The organism is Palleronia sp., assembly GCF_042089775.1.
Lineage (GTDB): Bacteria > Pseudomonadota > Alphaproteobacteria > Rhodobacterales > Rhodobacteraceae > Palleronia.
On record NZ_JBELKF010000223.1, the window covers coordinates 1 to 2,889 of the forward strand.

Sequence of the window (2,889 nt, forward strand, 5' to 3'; positions counted from 1 at the left end):
GACCGACGCGCAGATCATCGTCGCCGCCGATCTCGGCGGGCGGAAGCTCCTTGCCGCTGAAGCTCGCCGCGCCCAGATCGGCGCAGCCGGCGGCGGACAACATCGCAAGCAGGAGGGGAGCGGAAACGAGGAGGCTTTTCTTATTCGTCATAACGGATCTCGATCGCCTTCTTGGTGGGGTTGAACACGATGTCGGCCGCGCCGTTGGCAAGGTTGCCCGCGCGACGGATCACGCCGAAGAGCGGCTCGTCATTCGAGGTGATCGAGATCATGATCGGGTTGGCAGGCGCGTCGCCCGCGATGGTGAAGAGATACCCGGACCGGACCGCCATGGCGCCGAGGAACTCCTCGATGGGCCCCTGGAAGTCGACCGTGATCGGCTGGACCGCGTCGGGCGGCAGGACCACGCCGGCGGGGACCTGGGGGTCGTTGTCGGTGCGCATCGGGACCGGAACCGAGGAGGCGATCTCCACTTCGGTAATCTCTCGGTCCACCGCGGTGGAGCTGGCGACGGCCTCGACGATCTGGCTGTCGATTTCCTCGATCGGCGGCACCGCCTCCGTCGTGGTCGGCATCGCACACGCCTGAAGTGCGAGCGCGCCGACGATGGTCATGAAGGGCGTGACCCGATGCTTCATCTGACTGTCCTCTGGTTTCGTGCCTCGTCAAGCTACCACCCGGCCGAGTTTGCGAAAATAAGAGAAGCCAGCGGCGCTCGACAACCATGTGGAAAACCAAGGCGACCGGTCCGGACCCGGCATGGCCCCCAGCCTGGCACCGTGCCCTCCGGCTGCGGGCCTCGAGACCGCGCAAAGCGTTTGCATGTCCAATTTTGACACGCGATTTGCGTATAAGTATATGGATGGAGGGTGTTTTAACCGAACGTCAAAGGGGGGTAAGGCCCCAAAACGGCCCTTTCCGCCCCCATAGACCCCGTTTCCGGGTCCCGACCGATCCACCTTTCGGAGGGGCCTTTTCCCAAGACAAGACAACCCTCTCCGGGGGGCATGCCCATCCCCGTTCCGGCACGGCCCCTTGCGTGTCCGATATCCCGCAGTCGCCCCGATCCGGTCCCCACCCGAGCCCCGCCACTCGCCTCCGCCCGCCCCGCGACCGGGCGGAGAGGTGCGGCTGCCCGGTCCGGCAGGTGGGCCCGGAGAAGGCCTCGGAGATGGGTCGGGCGCCCCTCGGCGGATGCCCCTTTCCGTGCTCCGATGGGGGGAAACAGGCCTCCTGCGGAGCCGGGATGCGGGTTCATGTGGACAAGTGTTTCCCACAGGTGGACGGCGAAAAGCGTTTGCGTGAAAACTGAACAGCGGCGTTTTGCGCCCCGACAATATAGGTGAAGGCCATGATCGAGGCTCCCAGCGACTCCGAAAACCTTTCTGACCAAAGTTTTTCGAAATATCTAAACGCGTTCGAACGCCTCGCACGCGGGATCGAGAACCGCTGCGAACTCACCGGCGAGACCCCTTCCCTCGCGATGATCCCGCAGCAGATCGCGCTCCGCTCGAAGCTCGTGGCCAAGTCCACCATCCGCTTCGAGATCTCCTCTGCGCGGATGACGCTCAAGGATGCGATCGGGTCGGGCATGTGGTATCCGTCCATCGCGCTGTTCAGGTGGATTGCCGATGCCGAGCCGAGGGAGTTGACCGAACTCAGCCTGTCGCTCCAAAGGACCCGCCTCGAGATCTGCGGCCTGGCGGATGACCTGATCGACGAGCTCTGTGGAATGGCCGAGCAGAACGATCATGACCTCGATGGTGACGAGCTGCTCGAACGGGTCTGCCGCTTCGAGAAGCGACGGTCCGATCGGGTGGTCAATCGCAACCACAAGGCCCTCACCTGGAGCGATTGGCATGCTCTCGAAGCGGCCCTCAGCGAAGAGGATCCGATCGAGACCCTCGCCGATCTGCTGCAGGACAAGCTCAGCACTCCGGGTCTTCTGCGGCTCTTCGTGGCGGCCATGTTCATGACCGGAATGCGCCCCGTTGAGGTGCTCAGCTTCTCCTGCATGTGCCCCCATCCGCGGCATCAATTCTCCCCCGAGGACCGCGCGCTGATCCTCTCGGATCCGGGCGAGGCGATCGTCCGGGGCCTGCTGATCCCGGTCGAGAATGCCGCACGTCATCTCGGGGTGGATCTCGGTCGCGCGGCACATGCATGCCGTCGTCAGTCGAATGGCGGGGCCTGCGTGCTGCTCATCCACACCGCCAAGAGGTCGAACGCCAACGCCGATCTGAGGCTCGATTTCCGGCTCCAGGTCGTCGACACGGATGCGGTTCGTGACCTCGGATTGCTGTCCTTCGCCTCCCAGATCCGGCACGCCAAGATGAGCCGCCGCCGGTGGGACAGCCTGCGCAACGGGCTGGTCAACCTGCTCAAGGAAGTCGCCCGCCGAGAGCCCGCCCTGTCGCGCGGAGAGGACGAGATCAATCTCTACTCCTTCCGCCACGCCTTCGCCGACCGGATGCGCAACACGCTGGAGCGCCTCGAGGAGGTCGCGGCGCTCACCGGCCACACCTCTCGCACCACGCTCTCGGGATACGGCGAGCGGGGTCGCAAGAAGGGCGGCGGTGGCCGTGCGCCGGACGGCTGGGCACCGCGCCCCTGCCCCAAACGCGTGGAGACCATCCGCGCCGTCTGGAGCGGTCAGCTCAAGCAGGTCGATGTCGGGCCGGTTCCCGAACGGCGGTGATCCCCGGCTATCCACAGGTTTCGGTTTTCGACCGGTAGGTGGACAGTCGGGGAGGTGCTAATCTCGCGGCAGGGATGCCCGGGTTTCGGTCCCGGCGGAGCAAGAGCGCTCCGGACATCAGACGGGCGATAGCCCTTTGCGAAAAACGGAGATAGACGACCATGTATGGACTCTACGCGCTCGATAGCCTG

The 2,889-nt window shown here is 65.0% G+C and carries 2 protein-coding genes; one reads left to right on the forward strand and one right to left on the reverse strand.

Annotated features, from left to right (window positions below; genetic code table 11):
• Positions 1-140: 140 nt before the first annotated feature.
• Positions 141-638, reverse strand: coding sequence for a DotD/TraH family lipoprotein (locus ACFDS3_RS20275; RefSeq protein ID WP_375264134.1), 498 nt, complete (start codon positions 636-638; stop codon positions 141-143).
• A gap of 713 nt (positions 639-1,351) precedes the next feature.
• On the opposite strand from ACFDS3_RS20275, the gene ACFDS3_RS20280 reads away from it, so the two are divergent.
• The gene (locus tag ACFDS3_RS20280) at positions 1,352-2,698 is read left to right on the forward strand and encodes a hypothetical protein (RefSeq protein ID WP_375264135.1); all 1,347 of its coding nucleotides are present in this window, start codon (positions 1,352-1,354) and stop codon (positions 2,696-2,698) included.
• Positions 2,699-2,889: the final 191 nt, after the last annotated feature.

Coding starts and splice junctions, on each gene's coding strand:
- ACFDS3_RS20275 (WP_375264134.1), bottom strand. CDS start 638: ATGAAGCATCGGGTCACGCCCTTCATGACCATCGTCGGCGCGCTCGCA.
- ACFDS3_RS20280 (WP_375264135.1), top strand. CDS start 1,352: ATGATCGAGGCTCCCAGCGACTCCGAAAACCTTTCTGACCAAAGTTTT.